The sequence below is a fragment of the Helicobacter labacensis genome (assembly GCF_003660285.1).
GTDB lineage: Bacteria > Campylobacterota > Campylobacteria > Campylobacterales > Helicobacteraceae > Helicobacter > Helicobacter labacensis.
The window spans coordinates 23,303-44,473 of record NZ_QXQQ01000003.1; the positions used below are offsets into that span (position 1 = coordinate 23,303).

At 45.4% G+C, this 21,171-nt stretch carries 23 protein-coding genes, 1 tRNA gene and 4 pseudogenes; 22 read left to right on the forward strand and 6 right to left on the reverse strand.

The annotated features are described in order from the left end of the window. Positions 1 to 52 precede the first annotated feature (52 nt). The 3 genes from EAO33_RS01685 to EAO33_RS09345 form a co-directional block, all read right to left on the reverse strand. Complete coding sequence (locus EAO33_RS01685) at positions 53 to 1,885, reverse strand: hypothetical protein (RefSeq protein WP_120944383.1); 1,833 nt, start codon at positions 1,883 to 1,885, stop codon at positions 53 to 55. A 61-nt stretch (positions 1,886 to 1,946) separates the two neighbouring features. Continuing rightward, on the reverse strand, positions 1,947 to 2,663 hold the full coding sequence (locus EAO33_RS09340) for a hypothetical protein (protein WP_235852986.1): 717 nt from the start codon (positions 2,661 to 2,663) through the stop codon (positions 1,947 to 1,949). Between the two features lie 29 nt (positions 2,664 to 2,692). Beyond that, complete coding sequence (locus EAO33_RS09345) at positions 2,693 to 3,895, reverse strand: hypothetical protein (RefSeq protein WP_235852987.1); 1,203 nt, start codon at positions 3,893 to 3,895, stop codon at positions 2,693 to 2,695. 113 nt (positions 3,896 to 4,008) lie between these two features. Here EAO33_RS09345 and EAO33_RS08985 point away from each other — a divergent pair, with 113 nt between their 5' ends. From EAO33_RS08985 to EAO33_RS01755, 15 genes and pseudogenes are all read left to right on the forward strand, one after another. Further along, entirely contained in the window at positions 4,009 to 4,164 is a 156-nt protein-coding gene (locus EAO33_RS08985) for a hypothetical protein (protein WP_162982169.1), read from the forward strand. 149 nt (positions 4,165 to 4,313) lie between these two features. Beyond that, complete coding sequence (locus EAO33_RS01695) at positions 4,314 to 5,669, forward strand: FAD-dependent oxidoreductase (protein WP_120944385.1); 1,356 nt, start codon at positions 4,314 to 4,316, stop codon at positions 5,667 to 5,669. 99 nt (positions 5,670 to 5,768) lie between these two features. Then, positions 5,769 to 6,209 (forward strand): Dps family protein, encoded by a 441-nt coding sequence (locus EAO33_RS01700; RefSeq protein WP_120944387.1) that lies wholly within the window; start codon positions 5,769 to 5,771, stop codon positions 6,207 to 6,209. Next, the gene (locus tag EAO33_RS01705) at positions 6,210 to 6,476 is read left to right on the forward strand and encodes a DUF2018 family protein (protein ID WP_120944389.1); all 267 of its coding nucleotides are present in this window, start codon (positions 6,210 to 6,212) and stop codon (positions 6,474 to 6,476) included. Positions 6,477 to 6,513: 37 nt separating this feature from the next. After that, positions 6,514 to 6,876, forward strand: a complete 363-nt coding sequence (locus tag EAO33_RS01710; protein WP_235852988.1) for a hypothetical protein — start codon at positions 6,514 to 6,516, stop codon at positions 6,874 to 6,876. Beyond that, the gene (locus EAO33_RS01715; RefSeq protein ID WP_120944393.1) at positions 6,876 to 7,763 is read left to right on the forward strand and encodes a polyprenyl synthetase family protein; all 888 of its coding nucleotides are present in this window, start codon (positions 6,876 to 6,878) and stop codon (positions 7,761 to 7,763) included. Before EAO33_RS01710 ends, EAO33_RS01715 begins: the two co-directional genes overlap by 1 nt. Then, a complete protein-coding gene (gene hemA, locus EAO33_RS01720; protein ID WP_120944395.1) occupies positions 7,763 to 9,073 on the forward strand; it encodes a glutamyl-tRNA reductase in 1,311 nt (436 codons plus the stop codon). Before EAO33_RS01715 ends, hemA begins: the two co-directional genes overlap by 1 nt. Beyond that, positions 9,073 to 10,805: pseudogene (locus tag EAO33_RS01725) on the forward strand (proline--tRNA ligase). Before hemA ends, EAO33_RS01725 begins: the two are co-directional and overlap by 1 nt. Further along, positions 10,805 to 11,170, forward strand: a complete 366-nt coding sequence (locus EAO33_RS01730; protein WP_120944397.1) for an FxsA family protein — start codon at positions 10,805 to 10,807, stop codon at positions 11,168 to 11,170. The pseudogene EAO33_RS01725 and the gene EAO33_RS01730 overlap by 1 nt, the downstream one beginning before the upstream one ends. Beyond that, the gene (hemC, locus tag EAO33_RS01735) at positions 11,160 to 12,119 is read left to right on the forward strand and encodes a hydroxymethylbilane synthase (RefSeq protein WP_120944399.1); all 960 of its coding nucleotides are present in this window, start codon (positions 11,160 to 11,162) and stop codon (positions 12,117 to 12,119) included. Before EAO33_RS01730 ends, hemC begins: the two co-directional genes overlap by 11 nt. A 199-nt stretch (positions 12,120 to 12,318) precedes the next feature. Further along, the gene (locus EAO33_RS01740) at positions 12,319 to 12,798 is read left to right on the forward strand and encodes a PBECR2 nuclease fold domain-containing protein (RefSeq protein WP_120944402.1); all 480 of its coding nucleotides are present in this window, start codon (positions 12,319 to 12,321) and stop codon (positions 12,796 to 12,798) included. A gap of 38 nt (positions 12,799 to 12,836) precedes the next feature. Next, positions 12,837 to 13,079, forward strand: a pseudogene (locus EAO33_RS09880) (putative barnase/colicin E5 family endoribonuclease); the annotation flags it as partial. Between the two features lie 64 nt (positions 13,080 to 13,143). Then, the gene (locus EAO33_RS09350) at positions 13,144 to 13,350 is read left to right on the forward strand and encodes a hypothetical protein (RefSeq protein WP_235852989.1); all 207 of its coding nucleotides are present in this window, start codon (positions 13,144 to 13,146) and stop codon (positions 13,348 to 13,350) included. 142 nt (positions 13,351 to 13,492) lie between these two features. Continuing rightward, complete coding sequence (locus EAO33_RS01750; RefSeq protein WP_162982171.1) at positions 13,493 to 15,013, forward strand: AAA family ATPase; 1,521 nt, start codon at positions 13,493 to 13,495, stop codon at positions 15,011 to 15,013. Then, positions 14,986 to 15,477, forward strand: a complete 492-nt coding sequence (locus tag EAO33_RS01755) for a hypothetical protein (RefSeq protein WP_120944406.1) — start codon at positions 14,986 to 14,988, stop codon at positions 15,475 to 15,477. The genes EAO33_RS01750 and EAO33_RS01755 overlap by 28 nt, the downstream gene beginning before the upstream one ends. Positions 15,478 to 15,696: 219 nt before the next feature. Here the strand turns inward: EAO33_RS01755 and EAO33_RS08995 are convergent, their stop codons facing one another. Beyond that, the gene (locus tag EAO33_RS08995; protein ID WP_162982172.1) at positions 15,697 to 15,861 is read right to left on the reverse strand and encodes a hypothetical protein; all 165 of its coding nucleotides are present in this window, start codon (positions 15,859 to 15,861) and stop codon (positions 15,697 to 15,699) included. A 1,671-nt stretch (positions 15,862 to 17,532) separates the two neighbouring features. Here EAO33_RS08995 and EAO33_RS09000 point away from each other — a divergent pair. The 7 genes and pseudogenes from EAO33_RS09000 to EAO33_RS01790 all read left to right on the forward strand — a co-directional run bounded on the left by EAO33_RS09000 (position 17,533) and on the right by EAO33_RS01790 (position 20,185). Then, a complete protein-coding gene (locus EAO33_RS09000; RefSeq protein WP_162982173.1) occupies positions 17,533 to 17,685 on the forward strand; it encodes a hypothetical protein in 153 nt (50 codons plus the stop codon). 12 nt (positions 17,686 to 17,697) lie between these two features. Next, positions 17,698 to 17,925: pseudogene (locus EAO33_RS09005) on the forward strand (type II toxin-antitoxin system YafQ family toxin); the annotation flags it as partial. A gap of 402 nt (positions 17,926 to 18,327) precedes the next feature. After that, a complete protein-coding gene (locus EAO33_RS09010) occupies positions 18,328 to 18,504 on the forward strand; it encodes a hypothetical protein (RefSeq protein ID WP_162982174.1) in 177 nt (58 codons plus the stop codon). A gap of 232 nt (positions 18,505 to 18,736) precedes the next feature. Then, a complete protein-coding gene (locus tag EAO33_RS01775) occupies positions 18,737 to 18,937 on the forward strand; it encodes a hypothetical protein (protein ID WP_120944412.1) in 201 nt (66 codons plus the stop codon). A gap of 563 nt (positions 18,938 to 19,500) precedes the next feature. Next, positions 19,501 to 19,746, forward strand: coding sequence for a hypothetical protein (locus EAO33_RS01780; RefSeq protein ID WP_120944414.1), 246 nt, complete (start codon positions 19,501 to 19,503; stop codon positions 19,744 to 19,746). 93 nt (positions 19,747 to 19,839) lie between these two features. Next, positions 19,840 to 19,926 (forward strand): annotated as a pseudogene (locus EAO33_RS09885) (hypothetical protein); the annotation flags it as partial. Between the two features lies 1 nt (position 19,927). Continuing rightward, the gene (locus EAO33_RS01790) at positions 19,928 to 20,185 is read left to right on the forward strand and encodes a hypothetical protein (RefSeq protein WP_120944416.1); all 258 of its coding nucleotides are present in this window, start codon (positions 19,928 to 19,930) and stop codon (positions 20,183 to 20,185) included. A gap of 355 nt (positions 20,186 to 20,540) precedes the next feature. Here EAO33_RS01790 and EAO33_RS01800 read toward each other — a convergent pair. Then, a tRNA-Met gene (locus EAO33_RS01800) sits at positions 20,541 to 20,618 on the reverse strand. A gap of 42 nt (positions 20,619 to 20,660) precedes the next feature. Next, positions 20,661 to 21,125 carry a hypothetical protein gene (locus tag EAO33_RS01805; protein WP_120944420.1) on the reverse strand — a complete coding sequence of 155 codons (465 nt, stop codon included), beginning with the start codon at positions 21,123 to 21,125 and terminating at the stop codon, positions 20,661 to 20,663. Positions 21,126 to 21,171 lie beyond the last annotated feature (46 nt).

A 21,171-nucleotide genomic window follows, 5' to 3' on the forward strand; every position in this document is an offset into this window, starting at 1 on the left:
AACCGACTCCATTTTGTAATTTTGGCATGCCACACCCAGATTAGGTTTTAAATCATGGCTCTGTAACTAGGGGCAAAAACTCGTTGAAATGCTTCCAGCCTTGCGCTTCAAACATGCCCGTGTCGTCGTCTGTTAAATTGATGGTGTTATCACCAATGGCGCTATTCCCGGGCTCTTCAAGATCAGGATCGCCCTCACCACAATTTTTGATAATATCAAGCTTTTCAGCAAGATTATGCGCTTTGCTAGCTTCGTTGAAACAAGCATTGGCAGCCCAAGTGGTTTCATCTCCATCACAAGATGTATCGCCACAATCATCCGTGGGCAATTGGCTGAGTGATCCCACTAAAATGACATGCACCGCATCCCCTTGTTGGACCTTTGCTAGAATCCTAGAGGTGAGATTGATGGGGGCTTCATCAATATCTGCAAGCGAATCGACATAGCTAGGCGAAGCCTGCACAATCACATAAAAATCTCTTTTGGCATTTCTAGGCACTAGATCGATTCTATGGGCTTTTTGGAAAAAAGCTTTTAGGGGTTTGGCATAGGTTTTCACATAATTATAGGCGGATGCCTCCTCTGCAAAATCGCTCAAAAGCACTTGATCGTTTTTATGCAACCTGCGCACCCGTCCGGGTTTAAACCACAACTTGGCTTGTGGGCTAAAAAGCCACACGCTTTGCTCACGGCTTTGTTTGTCTTGCAAGAGCGCGATTTGAAAGGGGGCATGGGTTAAAGTAGCCTTTTTTACAATCTTGTAGGCACTCAAATCCTGCGCTTTTGTGGGGGGTTTATCCCCTATAGGGGTGTCTAAACTCTTTAAAAAATCGCGCGCGCTGATGAGCCCTATTTTAGGATTGTAAATATAGGGAGTGGGGTTGTTGTTGTCCAAATATGCCCCTGTATCATTGTGTTTGTCTGCAATGCCAAAGAGAAAGGTATCCCAAGTTCTGCCCGTGTTGCCCACTTTTTTTAGCTGGCTATCGGGCACATCACAAGCACCTTTAAGAGAAGTGGCGTGGAATTGTTCTTTGAGGCGGTGGTAAGTTTTAGACCGACTTAGGGTAAAGACATGCACGCGGTAGCGTTTTAAAATGGTGGGGAATTTGTCAAGGATTTCTTTTGTGCGTTGGTAGAGATTTGTGTAATCAGGATCAGAGGTCTCAAAATCTAAGACAAGGTAGAGATCGGGAGCTTTGGGGTTTGTGGAGGGGAAGTGATCTAAGCAGGGTTTAGGCAACACCTCAAAAAAAGAGCCAAAGAGAAGAGGGGCTTTTTTAGCGCTCAACGCTTGGGCGCGCGCGTTGATTTCATTAAAGAGGGTGGCATGATCTCCAAAGGCTTGCTTAACTTCTATGGCTTGGGTGGTGTTTTTATCTATGAGCCACACACTGGGACCATCAAAGGTAGCACTCTGCCATTGCGTGCCTTGCAAGGGTTTTAAAGAAAGCAGGTTTTCTTTAAAGTCAATAAAGCTAGTTACATCAAAGTCTGTCGTGTTGGTCAGGAGGTTATACATCTTTAAGGGCATAGCTTGGTCGTGTGCGGCTATGTCATTGCCTAGGTCAGCACCACGGTAGTTATCTGGTCTTTTATTAGTCAGTCTAAGCGTCTGTTTATCTATCCACCACGCGCTCCATTTGCCCTCGTAATCCACAATCAGTGCTTTATAACCCGGACTATAAGAGTAACCATCGTTATATAGACTTGTTTCCACAGACTTAACCACCTTGCCTAGGACGTGATTTTGCTCTAGGATAGCTTGCCCATCGATCTCTTGTATCTTCTTAGCCACAAGGCATGCCACACACAAGCTCCATAAGATAAAAAGACACTTCAGAGTGCTTGAAAACTTGGGTAATTTTTTAATATCTCTGCACATGTTCTAATCCTTTATTGCTTTAAAGATTCATCATAAGTGTCTAGCAATCACAGACCTTAGCTCACTCTTTGTCGGGGTCTGGCAACAGCTCGTTCAAATGATTCCACGCTTGGGCTTCCAACATGCCATTGCTATCATCTATTAAATTGGTGGTGTTATCCGTAATGGCACTCTTCCCGGGATCTTTACCTGTGAAATAAGAGTAGCCATAGTAGCCACCCTCGTCATGAATGCCACAATCTTTTTTTATCATCTTGAGTTTTTCAGAAATGTCCTGCGCTTTGCTGATTGCATTAAAACAAGCCTCAGCAACCCTAGTGTTGTCATCATCATTACAAAAATATCTGCCACAATCATAAACGGGCAATCGGTTCAATGATCCCACTAAAATGATATGCACCGCATTCCCTTGTTGGAACTTTTCTAGGATTTTAGAAACTAGGTTGATGGGGGTGTTATTACTCTTTGCAAGGTCATCAGTAAAATCGGGCGAAGCCTGCACAATCACATAAAAACCTCTCTTAGCATTTTTAGGCACAAGATCGATTCTATGGGCTTTTTGGAAAAAGGTTTTTAGGGGTTTGGCATAGGTTTTCATATAGTTATAACCCGATGCCTCCTCTTTAAAATCATTCAAAAGCGCTTGATCGCTTTTATGCAACCCACGCACACGCCCGGGTTTAAACCACAGCTTGGCTTGTGGGCTGTAAAACCACACGCTTTTATAAAGGCTTTGTTTGTCTTGAAATAATGCGATTTGAAAAGGTGCATGGGTCAAAGTGGTCTGTTTTAAAATCTTATAGGCATTTAGACCCTGCGCTTTGCGGGGAGTTTATCCCCTATGGGGGTATCTAAACTCTTTAAAAAATCGCGCGCGCTGATAAGTCCTATTTTGGGGTTATAAATAAGAGGGGTGGGGTTGTTGTTGTGTAAATATGCCCCCGTTTTATTGGGGTTTCTTGCAAGTGCGTGGCGGCTGTTGTCTATAACGCCAAAGAGAAAGGTCTGCCAATCTCTGCTTGTATCGCCCACTTCTTCAGCACCTTTAGGCACTTCTTCTAGGGGGCCATGTGGTATCTTACAAGCACCTTTAGTAGAGGTGGCATGGAATCTTTCTTTGAAGTATTGGTAAGTTGCAGATAACTCCCCCACATTGTTTATAAGGAAAACATGCACGCGGTAGCGTTGTAAGATGGTAGGAAATTTTTTAAGGATTTCTTGCGTGCGTTGGTAGAGATTTTTGTAGTTATGCCCAAAACTCAAAATGAAATAGAGATCGGAGGCTTGGGGGTTAGTGGAGGGGAAGTGATCCAAACAAGATTTAGGCAATACCTCAAAAAACGAGCCAAAGAGGAGGGAAGCGTTTTTAGCGCGCAATTCTTGGGCACGCGTATTGATTTCATTAAAGAGAGTGGCATGATCTCCAAAGGCTTGTTGCACTTCTATAGCTTGGGTGGTAGTTGTGTCCATCAGCCACACACTAGGACCATCAAAGACAACACTCCTCCAAGGCGTGCCTTGTAAGGGCTTTGAAGAAAGCAAAGTTTCTTTAAAAATAGGCATGTCTTCCCGGAGATTGTTTGTCCCACTGATGAGGAGTTGATACATCTTTAAGGGCATGGCTTGGTTGTGTGCCCATATTGCATCGTATATTGGGCCAATATCATAACTGAACGAACAATAGGGGTAACAAGAAGGTGGTTGGTTAGCTAGCTCAAGGTCTCTTTTATCCACCCACCATGCCGCCCATTTGCCCTTGTAATCCACAACAAGCACCTTGAAATCATAGGCATCAACAGACTTAACCACCTTGCCTAGGATGTGATTTTGTTGCAAGATGGCTTGCCCATTAATCTTTGCTGTCTCCTCAGCCACAAGGTATGCCAAACACAGGGCATATAAGATTGCGAAAAAACTCATTAGTCTTAAACACGCTTTGCCATAAAAAGCAATTTCTACAGCAACCTCTTTGAGCACAGAAATCGCCCACACCAGACAAGACAAGCCCATCAACAACCCCTTGAGAAGAAGTGTTTCACTCTAGCGTTTTTGGTTTAATGGGCAAATAAACACCCATTAAATCCCATGCTAAATGCCCCTTTATCCCACAGAAGAGTTGATGCATGCAAGTAGCCCCAGAAAAACTAGAACAAGCGATTAAAAAGTTTAAGCGGGTGTGCCATTTGGCTAAAGGCATGCTAGAAGAGGGCGCAACTAATAGACAGGCATTACGCCAGTTCGAAGAAAGCCCTAAGGACTCTATGGGAAACCATTGCTAAAAGCTTTTGGAGTAGGAGGTTTTTCTTTTAAACCAAATCCATCGCACAAGGTGGGATTTTTCGCACAATGGCATAAAAATGCTAGACAAACAATGAGTTTAGGGTGATCTTGCTATAATGCGCTTTATTATGCTCAAAGAAGGACGCACATGCAATTTGATTACGATTTGATTGTCGTAGGGTTTGGCAAAGCGGGCAAAACTTTGGCTACTAGCGCGTCTAAGTTAGGTAAAAAGGTCGCGCTTGTGGAACAATCCAAGGAGATGTATGGGGGGACTTGTGTCAATATAGGTTGCATTCCCTCTAAATTCCTTGCCCATCTGGCTACCCACAAAAAGGGATCTACAGGTTATAAGGACAGCATTGAGGAAAAGAATAAATTAGTGGCTTTTTTGCGCCAACAAAATCACCAAACCTTAATTAAGGCGGGTGTGCAAGTGGTAGAGGGGAGAGCGAGTTTCAAAGACCCCCACACCTTGATGATCTACCACAAAGATAGCTGTAAAGAAATGAGCGCGCACAAGATCGCCATTAATACCGGATCCATCCCCGCGCTCCCTGCTGTGCCCCTTAATTCACATAGGGTTTATGACAGCACAACTTTAATGCAACTCAATATGTTGCCCGCGCATCTAGTGGTTGTCGGTGGAGGATATATTGGACTGGAGTTTGCTAGCATGTTTAATCTCTTTGGGCGCGCGGGGACTAAGAGTCTGACTAAGGTGAGTGTCTTGGTGCGTGGACCTAGTTTTTTGCCCAAAGAAGATAGCCTATTCCAACAAAGTATTTTAGAATCGCTCAGCCAAGCGGGCATAGAGATCATTTGCAACGCGCAACTACAGAGCATTTCAGGCCACCAGCTCTATTACAAAAACACCCAGACCCAACAAGAGCATTGCTTAGAAGCGGACGCGTTTTTGCTAGCCACCGGGCGCGTGCCTAACACCGCGGGCTTGCAGCTAGAAAAAGCGGGCTTGCGCTTGGGGAAATACCAAGAAATCCTTACAAACGAGTTTCTCATTGCCAATGCTGATCACGAGGGCAATGTCTACGCGCTAGGCGATGTCAAGGGAGGAGAAATGTTCACCACCTATGTGAGTTTGGATGACTTTAGAATCGCTTTTGGGCATCTCTATGGCGATCAATCCCGCACCACTAAAAACCGCGGAGTTTTACCCGAAGTGCTTTACATAGAAACCCCCTATAGCCATGTGGGCATGCGCGCTAAAGACATGGAGGGTTCGGATAAAAAAGTGCTACTGAAAACTCTGCCTAGCACCTCCATTGCAGGCACAAGGATCGTAGAGGATAGCATAGGGCATTGGCAAGTGCTAGTGGAGGACAACGCCCAACAAAATATTTTAGGGGCTAGCTTGCACTGCACACTTTCTTACGAACTTATCAATCTATTTACCCTAGCCATCAACCAAAATATCGGCTTTAACACCCTTAAAAATATGATTTACACCCACCCTTCCATTATAGAGGGGCTCAATTTGCTTTAAGACCCCCATCTTAAGCTTTTATCAAACGGTTAGGTATTTTGCGCTAAAATGGAGCTCTAGCTTAGGGCTAGAGAATAAACACAAAAAGGATTTTGCCTCATGAAAGCAAAAGTGGTTGACTTACTCAAACAACTCCAAGCTGATAGTCTTGTTTTGTTTGTGAAATTGCATAATTTCCATTGGAATGTTAAGGGACCGGATTTTTACCCCGTGCACAAATTCACCCAAGAGGTTTACGAACAGTTTGCCGAACTCTTTGACGACTTAGCCGAGCGGGTTACCCAGCTGGGGCATGTGCCCGTGGTAACTCTAGGTGAAGCCCTTAAAGTTGCCCATGTCAAAGAGGAGAGTAGGCATAGTTTCAGCTCTAAAGAAGTGTTTGAGGCGGTGCTGAAGGATTATGAACACCTAGAAAAGCATTTCGCGCAACTCTCAGATTTAGCCGGACAGACTGATGACAAGGTTACCGTCGCTTACGCGGATGAACAGCTGGGGCATTTGCAAAAAGCTATCTGGATGCTGAAGGCTTCTTTAGCCTAAATGGAGGAAATCTTTGAAGGCGACCCCATTGAGAAGTGGGGGGATGTGATCTTGCATGCCAGCCAAAAGCCCGTGAGGGCTGAATTAGAGCGACTCTTGGAGTTGCAGGCTTTAAGCGCATTGCTTTTAGAAGAGGCGGGCTTAGAAGAGAAATTAGAGACCCAGCTTAAACAATATAGGCTAGATCACAGCTTAGAAGAGCGCGTGCGCGCTAAAAAAATTGATATTGTGATAACCTCAATGGCTAATATTTTGGGGCATGAGTAGGCTTTTTGCTATTTTGATTGTTTTAGCTCAAATAGCTATGGCAAAGAGCCTAGATAAATTGCTCGATCTCAAAAAAGATCAAGTGTATAGGGGGGAGTTGCAACTAGGCACATTTAAAAAACCCCTCTCCTTGCGTTGGACGCTTTTTAAAGATGGCGGTTTGGTGGTGCATCTCAAATGCAATAACTTTCCCTACCAGTTTATTCTCTATCTAGATTTTCAGCGCGACACTTTCAGACTCGATCTCTTTAAAGAAGTTGCCCAATCCCACACTAGCGAGGGCACTGACCCCACTCCGCCCTATTTTGCCCTGAGCTTTAAGAAGTTCGACTCCGCCCAACAGGTTGCCACTCTACGCGTGCGCGCCTCTGAAAAACTCAAATGGATCGAACAGCCCTAATGTTAGAACAAGTAGCTCAGAGAATCCAAACCTTTTTAGCCCAAGTGCAAAGCGCGCCCATAGAGCACATGGCTGGTGCGCTAGGGCAGGGCAAGATGTTGCGTAGCAAATTGATCTTAGCCATCTGCCCTAAACACCCCCAGCTTTTAGACTTTTGTGCCATCATTGAGATGATTCAAAGCGCGTCCCTCCTGCATGACGATGTGATCGACAACGCCCAAACTAGGCGCGCGCACGACTCCATTAACCACACCTTTGGCAACCAAAACGCCATCATGTTAGGCGATGTCTTTTACGCTAAAGCCTTTGTGGAGCTCACCAAATTAGATATTAATATTGCCCAGTTAGTCGCCCATAGCGTGGTGGAGCTCTCTAGGGGGGAGATTAAAGATGTGCTCGCCTCTAGCGCGTTCCACACCGACACCGCGCGCTATATAGATATTATCCAAGATAAAAGCGCGTCCTTAATGGTAGCAAGTTGTGCGGGCGCAGCCATGTTGGCTGGGCTCAACCCACAGGCTTACCGCATTTTTGGGCTAAATTTTGGGATCGCCTTTCAGATCATGGACGATCTATTAGACATCACCCAACCCAAAGAAGTCTTAGGCAAGCCCGCCTTTAGCGATTTTAAAGAGGGCAAGAGCACTCTGCCCTATATTTTGTTGCACCAACACCTAGACTCCAAAGACCAAGCCCATCTACAAGCCTGCTTTAAAAACACCGATGAAAAAGCCCTCACATGGTGTGCCCAGCAATTTAAAGATCACAATATCGCTCCCCAAGTTTTAGAACACATTTATCATTACGCACACTTAGCCCTGCAAGCCATCAAGGGGCATAGCGCGCTAGAAAAGCTAGCCTCTAGCTTGATTGAAAGAGAGTTTTAGTGCAGGCGGCTTATCTCACCTTAGGTTTTAGCCACAAACTCTTAAGTTTAGACACGCGCGAAAAACTGGCATTTCAACAAGAGGCGTTGTTAGAGTTTTTAGCTCATTTCAAAAGAGAACACCCCGGCGTTGAGGAAATCATGGCGCTTTGCACCTGCAACCGCGTAGAGTTTTACCTCTATGCGCGCACCCCCGATCAGATCGCCTCTTGCCTGCTTAAAGCCCTCGCACACGCCAAACAAGTGGATATAAAAACCCTGCAAGGGAGTTTAGAAACCCACACCAAAGAGCAGGCTATCCACCATGTTTTTTGCGTGGTGAGCAGTTTAGATAGTTTGGTGGTGGGCGAAACCCAGATCACCGGGCAGTTTAAAGACGCTTTTAAACTCTGTTTGCAAGCGCGCTTGTGCGCCAAACACTTAAGCCGTCTAGCCCATTTTGCGCTCAAATGTGCGGCTAGCGTGCGTAATGCCACGGCGATCTCCTCTCAAGCGATCTCTATTGCCTCTGTGGCGGTCAAACAGGCGTTAGAGATTTTAAATACAGAAAAAGTAGACAAACGCGCGGTGGTGGTGGGTGTGGGCGAGATGGGACGCTTGGTGTGCAAACACCTCCTAGCTAAGGGTTTTGAAGTGCTGCTTTACAACCGCAGTATAGAGCGCGCTAAGGACTTTGCTAAGAATCTAGGCGATCCCAATTTGCAGATACAACCCTTCAGCGCGTTAGAGCAGGGGATCAACACCCATGCTTTCTTATTTTGTGCTACGGGTGCGCCCTCTAGTGTGATCACGGCTAAGATGACACGCCCTTGTGATTTTAGGCGTTGGTGGTTTGATTTAGCTGTGCCTAGAAATATTGAAAACCCCACACAGCCCCATATTTGGCTTTATAGCGTGGATGACTTGCAGGGAGTGGTGGCGCATAATTTAGAACAACGCCAAAAAGACACCCGCCATGCCTATCAAATCGTGGGGCAATTTAGCGTGCAATTTGCCCAGTGGCTACAGAGTTTAGAAGTGGATCCACTCATCAAGGATTTAAGAGGCTTAGCTAAAGAGGCAGCCCTCAAAGAGTTACACCGCGCGATCAAAAAGGGCTATTTGCCCCAAGAATACGAGCAGAGTGTGGCGCGTATTTTACACAATGCTTTTAACACCTTCTTGCACCACCCTAGTGCCACCCTTAAAAAAAACGCCCACAAGCCTGAGGGGGATATGTTAGGCGAATGCCTTAAAAGCCTGTTTAATTTAGGTAAAGAGAGTTTGTTTATTAACCGCTACAAATGCGAATTTAGTGAGGAAGGATTCTAATGCGTTTTTCTGCTCTCTTTGCCCCCACCACAAAAGAAATTCCCAAAGATGCGCTCCTTAAAAGCCACCGCTACATGCTACAGGGGGGCTACCTCCAACAAATGGGGAGTGGGCTTTACCACTTTTTGCCCTTAGGGCATAAGGTGTTGAGCAAGATTAGGGCACTGATCAAAGAAGTGATGGACTCTTATGGCGCGCAGGAGTGCACGCTAGGTTTTGTCGTGCCCGCGTCTTTGTGGCAGGAGAGTGGGCGTTTTGAGCAATACGGTAAGGAGCTTTTGAGCTTTTTAGATCGCAAGAATAACTCCTATGTGCTCTCTCCCACGCATGAAGAGGCGATCACCCAAATTATCAAAGCCCATGTCAAGAGCTATAAGCAACTCCCTTTAAATCTCTACCAAACCCACACCAAATTTCGCGATGAAATCCGCCCCCGTTTTGGCTTGATGCGCGCGCGCGAATTTGTGATGAAAGATGCCTATAGTTTCCATGCCAGCACAGAATGCCTAGATAGAGAGTTTGAGCGCATGCATGCAGCCTATAGCGAAATTTTCACAAAACTAGGTCTGGATTTTCGCGCGGTGGAGGCAGATAGCGGGGCGATTGGGGGGAGCAAGAGTAAGGAATTTGTGGTCTTGGCTGAATGCGGGGAGGATAGCGTGATTGTGTGCCAAAATTGCGCTTATGCGGCTAATATAGAGATTGCCAAGCGCGCTAAACGCCCTGAACCCGACAATGTCCCCAAAGCCCATTTTGCTAAATTTCACACCCCCAACACCCCCACCATTGAAAAACTCAGCGCGTTTTTCAAAGTGCCCCCTACTTTTTGATGAAAGCGGTGATCAAAAAAGCGCGTTTGAGTCAGGGGGCGCGCCCGGTGGTATTTTTCTTAAGAGGGGACGATCAATTAGAGGAGACCAAAGCCCTGAATGCCTTTAATAAAAGCACCCAGCAAAATGCCCTAGAATTAGAGGAGATGAGTACAAAAGAGATCGCGCAATTGGGGTTGCCTGTGGGCTATATCGGGGCTTATGGGCTCAAACACTTAGCGCCTGATATAGAAGTGATTTTTGATATAGATTTGCAAGAGGCAGATTGTCTGATCTGTGGGGCTAATGAAGTGGATCAACATTTCGTGGGTGTGGATTTGTCCAGCTTTGCCAATCTCAATTACCAAGACATCGCCCAAACCCGCCCAGAGGATGCTTGCCCAGAATGTCAGGGAGCTTTGAGCGCGCAACGCAGTATTGAGGTGGGGCATATTTTCAAGCTAGGCAATAAGTATTCTAAGAGTATGGAGGCAACTTACCTAGACAAAGAGGGGCAAACGCAATATTTTGAAATGGGTTGTTATGGCATTGGGGTGACTCGCTTGATGAGCGCGATTTTAGAGCAAAATAGCGATGAGAAGGGCTGTGTGTGGAGCAAGGCGAGTGCGCCCTTTGAGGTGGTGGTGGTGGTGGCTAATTCTAAAGATAGCGCGCTAGAGGCTTTGGGCGCGCAGATTTATGAGGAGCTCAAGGGGGCAGGCATTGATGTCTTGCTAGACGATCGCCCCGATCGCTTTGGGGCTAAGATGGCAGATTTTGAGCTCATTGGTTGCTCGCATGCGCTCATCATCGGCAAGCAAGCCCTAGAGGGACAAGTTGAGCTCATCACAAGGCAGGGTTTGAGCAAACGCATAATCGCGCGCGAGGCGATTGTATCTACCCTCTTAGAGGCACGGAGCTAATGCCCTTTTTGCTTGTCTTGGGGGTGTTTTACCTCGTAGTTGAGGTGGTTTTAATCATCAATGTCGTGCAGGATTTTGGCTTATTTGCCTTTATTTTGGAGGTGGTGTTGAGCGCGTTTGCGGGTGGGGTGGCACTATTCAAGGGGTCTTTAAAAGCCCTAGATTTTAGCACACGCGATCCTTTAAAACTCATGGAGGGGGTGTTTTTGCGCACCATTGGGGGGTTGCTCTTGATTTTACCCGGGGTGCTCTGTGATGTCTTTGGACTCTTGGCTTTGCTCATCGCATGGCTTAGAAAACCCCCCCAAAGAGACGATGGGATCATTGATGTAGAGGTGTTAGACAAGGATAAAGATGGGCGCTAGAAGAGTCATTGGGAGTCGGGGGAGCGCGCTGGCACTCTGGCAGGCTAGGCATGTGCAAGGGCTCTTAAAGCCCTTGGGCTTGGAGAGTGAAATTAGGGTGGTGAAGACTAAGGGGGATAAGATTTTAGATGTGCCTCTAGCCAAGATCGGGGGTAAGGGGCTTTTCACCAAAGAATTAGAAATCCTGCTGCTTGAAGGAGAGATCGATTTAGCCGTGCATTCGCTCAAAGATGTGCCCGTAGATTTGCCAAAGGGGCTAGTGCTGGCGTGTGTGAGCGCGCGCGCTAATCCCCAAGACTGCTTTTTAAGCTACAAATACCCTAACTTGCAAGCCCTACCCCCCCATGCGCGCGTGGGCACGACCTCGCTTAGGCGCGCAATGCAGCTTAAAATCCAACGCGCAGATTTGGACCCCTTGAGTTTGCGCGGGAATGTGCAAAGGCGTTTAGAACGCTTGCAAGAGGGGGATTTTGAGGCGGTGATCTTGGCGTGCGCAGGGGTGGAGAGGCTAGGCATCGAGCTACCTTACCAAGTGCGCTTGGGCTTAGAGGAGATGATCCCTAGCATGGGGCAGGGCGCGCTAGGCATTGAAATGCGCGCTGATCACCCCATTTTAGATCAAATCTTTAGTTTGAATGACCCTGACAGCGCGCTGTGCTGTGGGATAGAGCGCGATTTTGTGCGCGCTTTGGGTGGGGGGTGTCAAGTGCCCTTAGGCGTGCATGCACGCTTGCTAGGTGAGCAAATAGAAATCCGCGCTATTGTGGGGCTTTTAGATGGCAAAAGCTTTATTAAAGAGCGCGTGTTGGGCGTGCGCGATCGCGCTGAAGTGCTAGTGCAAGACTTAGTTAAAACTTTCAAACAACAAGGCGCGTCAGAGATTTTAGCCCAAACCATGCTACAAGATACCAGTGCCACCAAAGTGGATCGAAAGCGCAATACGGAGTAACCCAAATATCCAAAATACCACCAAATTTCCTTAAACTGGCATAGCCACCTCCCCTAAGTTGGTGTGTGGGGGATACAAGATCGAGCCCTAAAGGGGGGGTGTTGGTGATGCCAAGTCAGACATCCTGCTCGGGCATTCTTATAAATTGGAGTCCTGCTAAAGCCTAAATGAGCCCTTTATTCCTAACTTTAGCCAAGAAGTGCAAGAGGCTTTAGAACCCGTGTTAAAGGGTGAGACCATCCAACTCACTAAGGGGAGTTTGGCAAAACTAGCCCAAAGGGAGAGAGGGGCGTTATTGCCCCACATTAGACCCGCTCTAGAACAAAGTGATTTAATCTTGCACGATAAAGAAGGGGCATTGATTTTTGTTAAGGATGTGGGCAAAACTTATTTTTTAACAAGTGTAGCGCGCGCCAATAATGGGGAATGGACAATCCGCACAAATTCGTTTAAAACCCTCAATCGGCTTAATAATATCGTTAATAACGAGGGGCAAGTGTTGTATTTGAGTGAGAAAGCCCCAAATATACTCGCTGAAACTTTTAAGGCTAAAGCGTTTTTTAGCCAACTCGCAGACAGCTCTAGCACAACCCCGCTTAACATCCCATCTAACCCCGCCTTTGAGGAAAACTTTGCCGAGTTTGAGGGCAAAGGTGCAGAGGCGGTTAAAAAGCTTTAAAAGAGAAACACGGGCAAGTAGCAGGGGCGTTTTATAGGGAGGGGTTGGGCTATATTGATTTGGTGTGGGGAAATGTGAAGGGCAAGAAGTCTAAGGCTGAAGGGTGGGGTTTGTCTAAAATCTTAGAAAAGCATATCGATGACTTTAAGGGGTTTGAGGGGGTTACACCTACTGAAAAGCTAGGTAATGGGATTGGGGAGATTATCAAAAATGGGGAGTTAGTCAAAAGAGTGGGGAGAGCCAAGACTTATAACATTGAGCATAACGGCTTTATTGTGGGCGCGAATAAGGGTGAGATGATACGATTAAACCTATTCAGGGAGATAAAAATGACTATCTTAAGAGGTGATCAAACAAGAAGTGCAGAGTATCACCACCCACCGCGCCATTTTGTCTTTCCAAAGAGCGCGTTGTTTGGATGGGGAGGAGCGTCCCTTAAGCGCGTTTTTGATCGCGCTGTATTCTAAGGTGATGGGGGAGGGGGGATTTGGATTTTATCCCAACCGCACCATTGATGGGGAGACATGCGCATTACCTTTTTGTTGCCACTAGCCTTTGGCGTTCGTCCCCGGTCCCACCATGTGTTAATGGCATCAAGTTAAAGATTGCCAAAACTTGTTATAGTGGAGCAAAGTAAATGTAACCGGTTGTGTGGGCGATTCAAGTTAAGGCGTGCAGATAATGAGGAGTGCGTGTGAAGATAGAGTTGGAAAACATCGGGACTCTCCATGAGGCAGATTTAGAGGTGGGGGGTTTGACCTTGATTTGTGGGGAAAACAACACCGGGAAAACCTATGCAGCTTATAGTCTTTATGGGTATTTGGATTTTATGCGTTCTATGGCCGATGGCTTTCCAGAGAGGACTATCAACAAAAGAAGAGAAGGGGCCTTGGAAAGAAGAAGGGCCTTGGAAATGGCAGGTGATTTTCAGAAATACACTTACTCATACCCAGAAATCCAGGCAGAGCTTGAAATTCGCTTTTCCAAAAAAACTGACTTTTATTCTAAAAATATGCTCAGCCGCGTGATGGCAGGTAGGAATAAGGATTTTGAGCATGCTGGATTGAAAGTGGATTGGAGTGTCTCTTTGGAGGAAGTCAAAGGAGCAGTTAAAACATACATGGAAGATCTAGATATAGATCAGCATGAGGAGGATGAAAAGGTACAATACTCAAGATACTCGCGATACTCACGAAAGGTGAAGCGTGCTCTTCATGAAGGTGGTTTGGACATAACCATTCCGTGGCATTTAGATGGCATAGAGTATCTGCAGTTTGTTTTAGATGCCCTCTTTGCTATTACTATGCCAAAACCCTTTATTCTTAGTGTAGAGAGAACGGGGGCCTCTATTTTTCAAGGAGAGTTGGATTTCATTAAAATGGCCAAATTGGATGCGTTTGAGCGGATGCTCCAAAAACAGAATGAGCTTGATATTCTCGATGTGTTTGATATCCGCAGAAGTGCGGACCAGAGAAAACAAATTTATCCCCGACCCGTCAGAGATAACATCAACTTCATTAGAAATATCAAGCGGATCAGTAAAAAGGATAGCATCTTTGCACAAGACAAGGAAAACTATAAAGCTATCTTAGACCTGTTGGGTAAACTTGTGGGGGGTAAGTACAGGGCAACAGATTCGGGTTTGCTTTTCCAACCCAAAGGCTCTAAATCCACTTATCCCATTGAGATTGCTTCCAGTTCTGTGCGTTCTTTGCTCATGTTGAATTACTATATTTTGCATGTGGCACAAAAAAATGACATCCTCATGATAGATGAGCCAGAACTCAACCTCCACCCCAATAACCAAATTCTCATGGGGCGTTTGCTTGCCTTATTGGTGAATGCAGGAATCAAAGTGTTTATCACCACGCACAGCGATTATATTGTGCGTGAATTGAGCAATTGCATCATGCTCAAAAACCTCAATACAACACAAATAGAGGGTCTCAAAAAGCAGGGCTATACCCTAGAATATGGCTTAGATGCAAATCGTGTTAGGGCCTATGTTACCAAGACTATCAAGAAAAAGAACACTCTAACCTCTGCAAAAATCACCCAAGAGCAGGGTATTTTTATGCAAACTTTTGATGAACCCATTGAAACACAAAATGAAAACCAAAATATGATTTCTGACCATGTTATCCAAAATATGAGCAACCGCCATGACAGCCAAGGGAGTTTAAAGACATGGGAGAAGTTATCCATGAGGAGTTAAAGATTACACAGAGAGGACATCGTTTTGTGATCCGCGAAACAGAAGAAGAAAGTAGAATTAAGCAGATACATCTTTGTTTTGATGCCAATGATTTTGTGTTTATATTGAGACAATTAGATGATGAAGAGAAAGAGTGTATTGATGGTAATGATAAACTCAAAAAACACATCAGTAAAAAACGCATCATTAAAAGACATACCATTAATTTTTTTACAGATAAAAATTGCGCGACAGATTGTCGTTGTGATGGCATTATCTTTAAATTTAACAAGGGTTTTCTCCCACAGATTAAAAGTAGGCAGTGCGTTAGCACTGCATTTCGATCTCAATCTATGGATTTGCATTTTTTGCAATTTTTTCGTTTAAACAAACTGACTCCCTTTGAAGCTGATCTAGATTCCCGAGTGCATGCGCGCGCGCAGGTTTTTAACCCTTTTAAAAAGCGTAGCTTTTTAATCTTTTAGATCCCCCGCGAAGCCCGTGTAATGCGTGATTCGTGGAGAGTAATAGGGGGTAATACGCACTATCATAGTATGTATTAAGTTAAAAACATGGACAAGTGGAGAATAGATCGCAGATACAGAACAACAAAAACGAGCCTTAATGCGACGGTTGCATGGTGTACAATCTTTGATCAGCACCGGAACCGATGCCATACTCGGATTATTCCGTATAGCCTTGCATTATCCATGCGCGGATTGCCCGCCAAAGCCTTTAATTCTTGTGTGGTAAAGCGTATAAATGGTGTCTTGCTTGTCCTTTAAGCTATTGCACAGACTAAAAAATAAATTGTTTTCAAGCTCGCTCAATGTGCCTAAATTACTTTGTAAATTGTCTTCGATTAGCAATGCTTAAATCTTTTACTAAAACTGGGATTTTTATGGTGGCATTATCAATGGGGATCAAAGCTCGTACATGGTTTTGTGGTTTCTTTAGTGATAGAAGCTAAGTCTTTTTGGAGCTCTTGTTCTATGGTTTCTTTATCAACTTCTGTGGGGGTTTCTTGTGAAGGTTGATGTTTGGCAACTAAATTGGCGAAGTTCTGTGAGGTAGGTACTAAATCCAGCGGTTTATCTTTTGGGTCTGTCCACGGGTCTGTCCACTCTGTCCAGCTAGTTAAAGTAATTTCTATGCTATGGGTGCAGTCTTTTATATTGTCTTTTAGTTGCTGCTTAATGCTGTGACTGGTTGTTTTACTTGTAAAATCCTCTAAGTCGGCTATGAGCTCTGTAAAAATGCTTCAATTCTTGGATAGCATTTTTTGTAAAGAAGGAAAACTAAGAAAAACTTTTTAAAAACCGCGCGCGTGCATGCGCGCCCGTGAGTCGGGGTTCTCTTAAACAAAAAATGTTTGGGGCTTGGATTAGATTTGGAATGCAGTGCTGACGCACTGCTTACATTTTGTTGTCTGTGGGGGGAAACCCCCCATACCCCCCTAGGGCTTTTGAAGTGGAAGAGACTGAGTTAGATTGAATTTAAAGGGTCGTAGGACGCTTTGGGGGTATAGATAGCTTTTGGGTTGGGTTGAGGATATATCGTTGATTGTAGAGCGTTTTAGAGGGGTCTATGAGGGTGTTTTGAAGTGGAGGGAAGAGAAGATGTGCTTTGGGATGTGGAGTGGAGTTAGATTCGGGGAGGTTTGATGGCACAATCTCTCATTCGCTAATTCTCATTTTAAAAAAATTTTGGAAGTAAAGAGTAAGCAAAGTAAGGACAAGGCATAGGGCAAAGCACATAGGAGACACTCTGCAACACCCCCATCGAGTTGTGCGGTGGTGATCTGGTCGCTGGACTTGAGCTGGTCAGGTCTGGTGGTTTCTGGTGGTTGAGCGGTTTAGGGTGGGCTTTGGAAGTGGGGTTTTGAAGGATTGGACAATGTGGGGGTAGATAACACACTGGAAGGTTAAGCGGTTAGGAGAGATTGAGGAGAAGAAGAGTTTCTGGACTATATACTCTAAAACGCTCAGAATCGTATTCTGAGCGCATTCGGGTGTGGGGGGGTTGTCTAGATGGTTTTCGTCTAAATCGCGTTGTATGACCCCTTTATGGGGCTGAAAACATTATATTTGATTTTTGGTGGATTGTGGGGTGTTTGGTTTGTTAGATTTTATGGGCTTTCTCTTGGTTTTGGAGTTAGGTTGGGGATAGTTTGGGGGGAGAGGAAAGCAGAAAAGGTACTCCTTAAGATGCAACCTAACACTTGAAATTGACATCCCCACCATAGCTAAAGCTAGGGCTTTACAGCGCGAGTAAGTAATAAAGAGCGACTTTTAGGGTATACTTAAGGCTAGAAGCGAGAGAAGAGGTGGTTGTGTGTCAGTAGGTCATCAGAGAAAGGATAGACACAATGTGGGGGATTATCGGGCATATAGTGAGAAACAGTTGTTTGAGATTCTGAGCATCACCCAGACACAGCTTTTGGAAGTGCGAGCGGAGCGCAGGCAAATTACAAAAAGCTCAAAGACCTTCACAGAAAGAAAAGCCAGATTAAATCTGTGCTTGTTGCAAGAAGAGATCACATGCCTAACCAAGCAACACGGCTGGCCTTGATGAGTGCCGACGATCCTAATGAAACATACATGGAACCAGCTCATTTGCTGCATTTGCAGAGAGAGCCGAAAGAGAAGCTTGATTTTTTCGTGCTCGAGATTGTTGCCAAGAAGTCTTTCTAGAAAGACTATACAAGACATTTCAAAAGTAAGAACATCACAAGGGATGTACTTAATGTTGTTGTTTCGAAACCTCAACAACGACTTCCACTTGAGGCCAAATACAAAGACCACGCCTTAAGGGGGCAATGGAAAGATTTTAGAGAGTGCCATGTCAAGCCAGATTTGTTGCTGATCTATCAGGTACAAGGCGATATACTCGTTCTATTAAGACTGGGTACGCATAGTGAGCTGTTTGGATAGATTGCTGAAGCAAACGGCTTACTTGAGTACAATACTGTGTTAGAAGATGCGATGAAGCATTGGGATTTTTGCGATCTGGGCATTACTTTGTTAAGCATTTGTGATACTTCTGCCATGCATTAATAGCCTCAGAGCTCTTCGCATTGTAGGCTTAGGTGTAACTAGAATGTGGTAAGAATTACAAAGAACTAAGTGAAACAGAGGATGTTTGAAAGGTAGGATTAGTGGTGCGTGATCCCAAGATTTATCCGTGGTAAGTTCGGTTAAAAAGGTTTGCATATTATCCATTTTAAAATAAAGCCACCCTTTGCGGTTGATAAACCTTAGTTCCTCATGCGATTGGCGCATCTGTTCTCCTTGTGTTTTTTGCTTAAAAGCCTAGTGTAGCAACTTTGGCGCATTGTGGCATCATTTGGCACGCCCTCCTTGGGGATTCGCACCGCCTTTAGAGCAAGGTTTTTTCAAATGGAGGTGTGCTATGTGCTAGATGGGGCTCTAGCCAAGGGGCAAAGTTACGCGCAATTTCTCAAGCTAACCCCATGCACCCACCGGTCCAAACGCATGACGGGCGTAGAGTAGTGTTGACTAGATTAAAGCGCGCCTGTGCGTTGGGTCGGCTTAGCGTCCATATTAGTAGGGGCGCACCTGCCTTAGCACATGGGCACTCCGCCCAGCGCACCAGTTGCGCTAAAAACGCGCGCGTTAATTCCACGCTTTAAATACTTTAAGCAGTGGGTACGCGCCCCCGCTAGACTGGGGATGTGGTTGCGAATTGCAAATGTGGAGTGAGAGACAATTAGAAAGAAAAGGCTTGAGAGTCAGCCCAAAAGAGAAAATAGAAAACTTAAGTCCTTCGCCATTAAATGGCGGTTATAGTAGCGATGTCTACCGCGTTCTAGCCCAATTCTTTAACACCAAGTTACAAAGATATGCCCAAAACCCCCAAGCCACTAGCCTGCTTAAAAATCTCTTAAAAGATATTAGCGCAAAAAGGCGCGCTTTAAGGCCTTGATCAGACTAGCTGAAAACCCTAATGCGGTGGTGCGTTTTGCTACCTTGAGTCCCTAAGTGGCTTTAGAAGTGGGAGCGACTTCCCCAATAGTGCGCCTTAGTGGCGCGCAAATATGGACAAGCACAAGAGAAAAATTCGAGTGCAATTTAGGCAACAAGCACATTCTCTACACAGATCCTAAATTTGGCTTACCCTACCCGCAAGGAGGTAGCTAGGCGCGCCAAAACCTAGCAGCAAATGCGCATTGCCGACCCCTAAGGCACATATGTCTATCCTCATCAAGTAGGGTTTTCATACTATCTAAAACCCCCCTTAAACGCACTTTAAAGTGCGAAATTAAAGAGAGTTTGCGCATTGAGTTAACTTTAGGCGCGCCAATTGCACTAAAAGCGCGGGTGGTTTAAGTCCACGCTTGAAATGTTTTAAGCAGTGGGCGCGCGCCCTAATTTTGAAGGTTTTGTTAGCCAACATGGCAAAGCCCCTATTAAGGCGTTTAAAAGTAAGCTACACTGGAATGATAAAGGGGAGATTCATATAGTCCCAGTCCAAATTAGGGGGTAGTAATGGAACACTTGCCTAATATGGATCAATATCAAGACCCCCTGAAGATCATCTTTGTAAACGGCGATGTGTGGGAGGGGGTTAAAACAGATTACATTTGTTACGCCCCGCCTGATTTACTAGAGTACAAACAGGATGAAGAAGATGAGCTTATGGTAACCTACAAAGGAGTGGCTTACACTCTACGCGCTAGTGAAATTAAAGAAATTATAGGCGCGCACCCCGCGCGCCCCATGTTAAAAGAGTGAAAAGCGTGGATCTAAAACACGCGTTTAAGTCCGATTAGTGCGCTGGACGCGTAGCGTCCAAATAGTCTTAAGTGGAACACGCTTGACCAACACAATTTAAGTCCCATTAAGACCCAACGCGCTAAAATCCACTTTAACAAGAATGGCTTCCACATGGTGCCATGCGCTCACAAGGAATAAGATGATCGAACTTAAGGACTGGGTAGAACACCAAGGCAAATACATTGAAGTTACCCTAGTGGATGGGCGCGTTTTTGCCGGGGTATTTGTTTTTTGTGAGTTTGAAAACCCCTTAAACGATATAGAAGAAGACGCGCTAGCTTTAAGAACCAACATCCCGGGCATCTATTCTTTAAAGGCGCGCGAGCTTGCCAATATAGAGGTTTTAAAAAAGCCTAGCTTGAACGATCCTAACTTTGTATTATCGTCGTGGATTTGAAGCCCCGCGCACCCATGCTAAAGCGGTAAGAGGCGTGGACTTTTAGGGTGCGTTTTAAGCGCATTCTGTGCACTGGACGCGTAGCGTCCACCTAACCGGTAGTAGCGCGTAAGATTTGAATTAGCACCCTGGATTTGAAGGCGGGGGGAGAAAGGGAGTGGAAACAGCACGCGCTAGCGTCCGCTTTAAACTTAAGGCGCGCATTTTTCTAGCGTCCGCTAAAGCGCATTTTTGCTTTTTTTGCGCGCTACACTTGTTAAAATTTTCAAGGAGTGTGCAAATCCACCACGCGGGCGCGTTAGACTTAGGGCATGCATGGCAATCCTTAAACGCTACTGTAAAATAAAAAGGGGGATGGTGTCAAAGGGGGGACTTGAACCCCCGACCTCCGGCTTATGAGACCAGCGCTCTAGACCAGCTGAGCTACCTTGACAAAAACGCCTATTATAAAGGCATTTTGCTTAAAAATACTTGATTAAAGCGTTACATCAAGAGCTTGGTAAGCCTGATCGTAGGCGTTTTTATAGCGATCTACGAAGTTTTGATCCAAACCTAGGGCTTTTTTAAACTGACTCTCTTGAATGGCTTGCAAGCCATCAAATTTACGCTCGATCTCCTTAGCGTCTTGTTGAATCTGCCCCCCGTAAAAACTTGTCAAGCTGTAGAGCGACTGGGCGGCTAGGCGTTTTTCATTTTCATTCATTCCCGCTGTAGCGCGCAAAAACGCGCTGTATTCGTTATCGCTCATCAATTCCAAAACCAAAAAGCCATAGGTCTCGCGCTTCAAGCCATTGGGCTCGCGTTCCACTTTAGAGACTTCAGCGACCACTTCGGGCTGTTTCTCTCCCTTTGCAGGCATGGGAGCTTCCCCGCGTTCCAAGTGGGAGGCATTTAGCAAGGCATAAAGATTAGGTTGGTTGCGTATATCTTTAACTTCCATGAAATCCATCCTAAATCAAAGATACACACCCTGAAGCAAAAATTAG

What these genes read in the sequence shown, in the direction of transcription:
- EAO33_RS01710 (WP_235852988.1), top strand. Translation starts at nt 6,514, where the DNA reads ATGGCAAAGAGCCTAGATAAATTGCTCGATCTCAAAAAAGATCAAGTG.
- hemC (WP_120944399.1), top strand. Translation starts at nt 11,160, where the DNA reads ATGGGCGCTAGAAGAGTCATTGGGAGTCGGGGGAGCGCGCTGGCACTC.
- EAO33_RS01790 (WP_120944416.1), top strand. Translation starts at nt 19,928, where the DNA reads ATGATCGAACTTAAGGACTGGGTAGAACACCAAGGCAAATACATTGAA.
- EAO33_RS09345 (WP_235852987.1), bottom strand. Translation starts at nt 3,895, where the DNA reads ATGGGCTTGTCTTGTCTGGTGTGGGCGATTTCTGTGCTCAAAGAGGTT.
- EAO33_RS01705 (WP_120944389.1), top strand. Translation starts at nt 6,210, where the DNA reads ATGGAGGAAATCTTTGAAGGCGACCCCATTGAGAAGTGGGGGGATGTG.
- EAO33_RS01805 (WP_120944420.1), bottom strand. Translation starts at nt 21,125, where the DNA reads ATGGAAGTTAAAGATATACGCAACCAACCTAATCTTTATGCCTTGCTA.
- EAO33_RS01755 (WP_120944406.1), top strand. Translation starts at nt 14,986, where the DNA reads ATGGGAGAAGTTATCCATGAGGAGTTAAAGATTACACAGAGAGGACAT.
- EAO33_RS01700 (WP_120944387.1), top strand. Translation starts at nt 5,769, where the DNA reads ATGAAAGCAAAAGTGGTTGACTTACTCAAACAACTCCAAGCTGATAGT.
- EAO33_RS01685 (WP_120944383.1), bottom strand. Translation starts at nt 1,885, where the DNA reads ATGTGCAGAGATATTAAAAAATTACCCAAGTTTTCAAGCACTCTGAAG.
- EAO33_RS01730 (WP_120944397.1), top strand. Translation starts at nt 10,805, where the DNA reads ATGCCCTTTTTGCTTGTCTTGGGGGTGTTTTACCTCGTAGTTGAGGTG.
- EAO33_RS01715 (WP_120944393.1), top strand. Translation starts at nt 6,876, where the DNA reads ATGTTAGAACAAGTAGCTCAGAGAATCCAAACCTTTTTAGCCCAAGTG.
- EAO33_RS01695 (WP_120944385.1), top strand. Translation starts at nt 4,314, where the DNA reads ATGCAATTTGATTACGATTTGATTGTCGTAGGGTTTGGCAAAGCGGGC.
- EAO33_RS08985 (WP_162982169.1), top strand. Translation starts at nt 4,009, where the DNA reads ATGCAAGTAGCCCCAGAAAAACTAGAACAAGCGATTAAAAAGTTTAAG.
- EAO33_RS01780 (WP_120944414.1), top strand. Translation starts at nt 19,501, where the DNA reads ATGGAACACTTGCCTAATATGGATCAATATCAAGACCCCCTGAAGATC.
- EAO33_RS09000 (WP_162982173.1), top strand. Translation starts at nt 17,533, where the DNA reads ATGCCTAACCAAGCAACACGGCTGGCCTTGATGAGTGCCGACGATCCT.